The organism is Vibrio sp. V03_P4A6T147 (assembly GCF_002241085.1).
Lineage (GTDB): Bacteria > Pseudomonadota > Gammaproteobacteria > Enterobacterales > Vibrionaceae > Vibrio > Vibrio anguillarum.
Genome location: NZ_NDIO01000218.1, coordinates 1 through 5,572 on the forward strand (window position 1 = coordinate 1; position 5,572 = coordinate 5,572).

A 5,572-nucleotide genomic window follows, 5' to 3' on the forward strand; every position below is an offset into this window, starting at 1 on the left:
GTTCAGGATGAAGCGCTGCATTCTTCAATGGTTCAAGCATTTAAATGGTCCAAAATGATGATTATCGTCTAATAGTACCAACAACTCTTCGAAAAGTAGAAAATTTCCTAATTTAGTCCCTATAAGCGCCTCAATAAAATTGGTATTATGTGCGCCAAATGATGAACAAAATTAAGATATGTATTGGCACTAAATGGTGAATAAAATGCATACCTTTGCAATTCCAAGAATTAAAGGAAACGCGTGTGAATATCCAAGCACTGATTAATGACAAAGTATCTCAGGCTCTTGAAGCCGCAGGCGCACCAGCTGGCAGTCCTGCTGCTGTTCGCCAATCGGCCAAAGCGCAATTTGGTGACTATCAAGCCAATGGCATCATGGGCGTAGCTAAGCAACTGGGTACCAACCCGCGAGAATTTGCTCAAAAAGTATTGGATGTTCTGGACCTCGATGGCATTGCGAGCAAAACGGAAATTGCAGGCCCAGGTTTTATCAACATTTTCCTCAGTGAAGCGTTTCTTGCTAAACAAGCGGATATCGCCCTAGCAGATGAGCACCTTGGTGTAACCAAAGAAGCGCAGAAGACGATCGTCGCAGACTACTCAGCGCCTAACGTTGCCAAAGAGATGCATGTAGGCCACTTACGCTCAACCATCATTGGTGACGCCGTTGTACGTACCTTGGAATTTTTAGGCCATAAAGTGATCCGCGCCAACCACATCGGTGACTGGGGCACGCAATTTGGTATGTTGATAGCCAACCTTGAACGTGTGCAACAAGAATCTGGTAACGAAGTTTCAATGGAACTTTCCGATCTTGAAGCTTTCTATCGTGAGTCAAAAAAACTCTACGACGAAGATGAAGTGTTTGCTGCTAAAGCACGAAATTATGTGGTCAAACTACAAAGCGGTGACGAATTCTGCGCTCAAATGTGGAAAAAATTGGTGGACATCACCATGATCCAAAACCAGCGTAACTATGATCGTTTGAATGTTTCGCTCACGCGCGATGATGTGATGGGCGAAAGCATGTACAACGACATGTTGCCCGGCATCGTAGCCGATTTAAAAGAAAAAGGTTTGGCGCAAGAAGATGATGGCGCACAAGTCGTTTTTCTTGAAGAATACAAAAATAAAGATGGCGAGCCAATGGGCGTTATCATCCAAAAACGTGATGGCGGCTTCTTATACACCACAACCGATATCGCGTGTGCAAAATACCGTTATGAAACCTTAGGTGCGGACCGTGTGTTGTACTTTATCGACTCGCGTCAACATCAGCACCTAATGCAAGCATGGACGATTGTCCGCAAAGCGGGCTATGTACCTGAAGAAGTGACTCTTGAACACCACGCCTTTGGTATGATGCTAGGCAAAGATGGCCGCCCGTTCAAAACTCGTGCTGGCGGTACTGTTCGTCTGGCCGATCTTCTCGATGAAGCGCAAGAGCGTGCCGCTAAATTAATTGAATCCAAAAACCCTGATTTAGACGCCGCAGAAAAAGCGAACATTGCCAATACTGTCGCGATGGCTGCAGTGAAATACGCTGATCTTTCTAAGCACCGCACTACCGATTACGTGTTTGACTGGGACAACATGTTGGCATTTGAAGGTAACACTGCACCTTACATGCAGTATGCCTACACACGTGTCGCGTCAATTTTTGCTAAAGCAGGCGTATCGATGGATAACCTGACGGGTGAAATTAAAGTCACACAAGAGAAAGAAAAAGCTTTGATTGCGAAACTTCTGCAGTTTGAAGAAGCGGTACAAGCTGTTGCCCGCGAAGGCCAACCTCACATTATGTGTAGCTACCTATTTGAATTAGCTGGCCAATTCTCTAGCTTCTATGAAGCATGCCCAATCTTAGTCGCTGAAGATGAAAGTGTGAAACAAAGCCGCCTAAAACTGGCTGCGTTGACAGCAAAAACCATCAAGCAAGGTCTGTCGCTACTCGGTATTGATACATTAGAACGTATGTAACGACAGCTATGAGTGAATGAAAGGGTTGACCATGGTCAGCCTTTTCTTTTATCGGTGATAACATCCGTGCAAGTGAGATTGACATGAATTTTGAACTCCACCCGCAACTGGCCAAAGACACTTCCGTCATTGGTGAATTTCCTCTTTGCTTAGCCTTACTCCATAAAGATAATGCCGTACCTTGGATTATTCTGGTGCCTAAACGTGCCAATTTGAAAGAGCTGCATCATCTACCAATGCAGGAACAGCAACAATTTTTATGCGAATCTCAAGCCGTTAGCCAAGCTCTTGAAGCCACGTTTTGTCCAGATAAACTCAATTTAGGTGCGCTGGGTAACATGGTTCCTCAGCTCCATATTCACCATGTTGCTCGATTTAAAAATGACATAGCATGGCCTGGGCCTATCTGGGGCAATACTCAAGGGATAGTGAGAGCCGAACAAGAACAGCAAGCGATCTTAACCAGAATCCAAAATGTTCTATCACTGAGTTCTATTTTTAGAAAAGGATAAACGTCGTCTCTCACACCATATATTAGGTAAAAGTTTGAAAGCCGCTGACATCAGCGGCTTTCGTTTACCAGACAGAATGCCTAGCATCAATTATGACTAAAGTACGACAGTCAAAGACAGCCCGTTATTTCGGTTAAGCCCATAACGCACTCTTGTTACGTGGTGAGCCTTGTTGGTATCGATAGTGCGCGACAACACACCTTTTCTTATCCACACGGCTAACATAGCGTCAACGCCGTCCTCACTGAGCGAAAACTTTTTCGCAATCGCCGAGCGGCTAACGATCCCATTCTCTTCAATGTAGCGCTTTAACTCATTTAATATCATGCCACTTGTACCTCAAGCACCGTTTTCTGCTGGAGTCCTTTTCGCTTAAGCATTTTAAAGGTCAACAAACTCACCATAATAATGGCAATAATCCACGTTAAACTTTCAACTGGGGTTTCAGTGATCCTAGTCGCTTGGTAATAAAGCGCGGCGCCACCATACGCAAGCCCCATCGTCCATACTGCGATAAAACGAGCGTAATTCGCCCCAAACTCACGAACATAAGCCCCCATGGCTGCAACGCAAGGCGTGTAAAGCAAAATGAAGATAAGGTAGGCAAATGCGGCATGACCAGTGACAAAGTGCTGTTTCAAATTACCAAAGATTGAGGCATCTACGGCTTGCTCTTCAGCCACTGCGCTACTGTCTGTCAAGTCTCCGACTTCGATACCGAGCGGATCAGAGAAGCTTAATCCCGTTAGGTTTTCTGGAATAGACATAACCGCTTCTTGTAGGCTCGCCATTAGGTCATATTCACTTTCATCACCTTCAGCAGAGGTATATAAATTGTTTAATGTTCCGACTACCGCTTCTTTTGCAAAAATACCCGTGATGATACCCACTGTCGCTGGCCAGTTATCTTGATTGATACCAATAGGAGCAAATACCGGAGTAACCACTTGAGCCACTTTTGATAACACGGAGTTGTCACTATCTTCATTACCAAAGCTGCCATCAGTACCAACTGAATTGAGGAAGCTTAAGATCATAACGACGATGACAATCGTTTTCCCTGCACCGAGAACAAAACGTTTTAATTTCTGCCATGTTTTGATCATGACGTTTTGTACCGTTGGGATCTCGTAATCTGGCATCTCCATGACTAGGCTATCGCTTGAACCCGGATAGAGCGTATGCTTCAAAACCAAACCAGTGAACACTGCGGCTAAAATGCCCAATAAATAAAGAGCAAAAACTACATTTTGACCGCTTTCAGGGAAAAATGCCGCAGCAAATAGCGCATACACTGGCAAACGTGCACCACATGACATAAAGGGTGCCATCGATGCCGCTAATTTACGTTCACGTTCTTGATCTAGAGTTCGGGTCGCCATAATCGCGGGAACGTTACAACCAAATCCTAAAACAAGCGGAACAAACGCTTTACCCGGTAGGCCTATCTTCTGCATCACTTTATCTAAAACAAAAGCCGCGCGAGACATATAGCCTGAACTTTCGAGTACAGCTAAAAATAAGTACAAACAAGCGATAACTGGGATAAATGTGGCGACGGTTTGAATACCTCCGCCAAGGCCATCTGCTAATAATGTCACTAGCCAAATAGGCAAATGATCATCCAGTAAGTAGTGCCCGCCATCAACCAATAACGCCCCGACGCCAATGTCGAAGAAATCAATGAAAGCGCTCCCAATATTGATCGAGAACATAAACATTAAGTACATAACCACAAAGAAAAACGGTACACCCACCCATTTATTTAAAATCAGCTTATCTGCTTTTTGTGTAAAACTGTGGCTTAGTTTCCCTTCGGTTTTGCGGATCTGCTGGCACTGTTCATGCAAAAATGTGTATTTGGTATCAGCGACATGCAGATCAATATCCAAACCACTTTGCAATTGCTCTTTCTGGATAAGCTCACGCTGCACTTCTGGTAATCCATTAATCACCAAAAGATCATTTTCTAAGGCACGAATAGCCAATGCGCGAGGTGCCACTTGCTTATGTTGAAAAATAGTGGCTAATTTTCCGATCGATTGTTCAAATGCACTACCGTAATCCAATACCAGTTCTTTAAGAGCTACGCCTTGCAGCAGTACTTTATGCAGCTTTTCTTTGAATCGACTCACCTGCTCTTTACTGGTAGCAGAAAGCATAAAAACGGGGCAACCTAGAACTTTCTCAAGTTGTTGAATGTCTAGGCTTTGACGCTCTCTTTTTAAAGCATCCATTTTATTCAAAACCACAATCATTGGACGCCCGAGCTCTCTCAATTGAAGCGTCATATAGAGACTGCGCTCCAAACACGTCACGTCCACAACGTTAATGATTAAATCGGCAGGATGTGTAAGAACCGCTCTAGAGGCAATGGATTCGTCAATGCTGTTACTGTCATTCCCGCTGTCAAGTGCGTAGATACCCGGCAAATCCGTTAGTATGAATTCATCTCCAGAATGAGTGTAGCGACCCGTTTTTTTCTCAACTGTAACACCAGCCCAGTTACCGACTTGCTGCTTAGAACCTGTCAGTCCATTAAATAACGTTGTTTTGCCACTATTAGGGTTACCAACGGTTAGAATTTGATATCGCACTACGCTCTCTCCACTTCAATACAAGCGGCTATATTTTCACGTACCGCTAAAGAGACGCCTCTCACTTCAAGTTGAAGTGGATCTCCCATAGGAGCTCTTCTGATTAACGTAACAGTAGTTAGAGGCAGCAAGCCCATCACCATCAATTTTTTACGAATGTCATTTGGAAGTTGATTGAACGCGACAATGCTCGCGCTATCCCCTTCATTTAATTGAGATAATTTCATCTATCTTGCTCTCAATGGTAGTGGTAATGAGAAATATTTTTATTAACAGGCGAATAATACACGCGCTAACCCTCTATTTTATTGCGTGAAATCAAAGATTGCATAAATCCATCACGTTGTTTTCGGTAAATAAACTGACGTTAAAAACGTTAAAAAATTATCAGGCACAAATTAGCTCAACATAAAAAAATAAACAAAAACAGATAAAATAAAAACAAACCATGAAAATCAATAGGTTATGGTTAATTATATAT

At 43.5% G+C, this 5,572-nt stretch carries 5 protein-coding genes; 2 read left to right on the forward strand and 3 right to left on the reverse strand.

The window, feature by feature from the left end; all coding sequences use genetic code 11:
- Positions 1 to 245: 245 nt before the first annotated feature.
- Complete coding sequence (argS, locus tag B9J84_RS08615) at positions 246 to 1,982, forward strand: arginine--tRNA ligase (RefSeq protein WP_094123958.1); 1,737 nt, start codon at positions 246 to 248, stop codon at positions 1,980 to 1,982.
- Positions 1,983 to 2,065: 83 nt separating this feature from the next.
- The gene (locus tag B9J84_RS08620; protein ID WP_013856359.1) at positions 2,066 to 2,494 is read left to right on the forward strand and encodes an HIT domain-containing protein; all 429 of its coding nucleotides are present in this window, start codon (positions 2,066 to 2,068) and stop codon (positions 2,492 to 2,494) included.
- 96 nt (positions 2,495 to 2,590) lie between these two features.
- Here the strand turns inward: B9J84_RS08620 and B9J84_RS08625 are convergent, their stop codons facing one another.
- Genes B9J84_RS08625 through B9J84_RS08635 form a run of 3 tightly spaced genes read right to left on the reverse strand, consistent with a single transcriptional unit; the run spans position 2,591 to position 5,318 of the window.
- Positions 2,591 to 2,821, reverse strand: a complete 231-nt coding sequence (locus B9J84_RS08625) for a FeoC-like transcriptional regulator (RefSeq protein ID WP_010318896.1) — start codon at positions 2,819 to 2,821, stop codon at positions 2,591 to 2,593.
- Positions 2,818 to 5,091 (reverse strand): Fe(2+) transporter permease subunit FeoB, encoded by a 2,274-nt coding sequence (gene feoB, locus B9J84_RS08630; protein ID WP_094123959.1) that lies wholly within the window; start codon positions 5,089 to 5,091, stop codon positions 2,818 to 2,820. The genes B9J84_RS08625 and feoB overlap by 4 nt, the downstream gene beginning before the upstream one ends.
- Positions 5,091 to 5,318 carry a FeoA family protein gene (locus tag B9J84_RS08635; RefSeq protein ID WP_013856356.1) on the reverse strand — a complete coding sequence of 76 codons (228 nt, stop codon included), beginning with the start codon at positions 5,316 to 5,318 and terminating at the stop codon, positions 5,091 to 5,093. The genes feoB and B9J84_RS08635 overlap by 1 nt, the downstream gene beginning before the upstream one ends.
- Between the last annotated feature and the right edge of the window lie 254 nt (positions 5,319 to 5,572).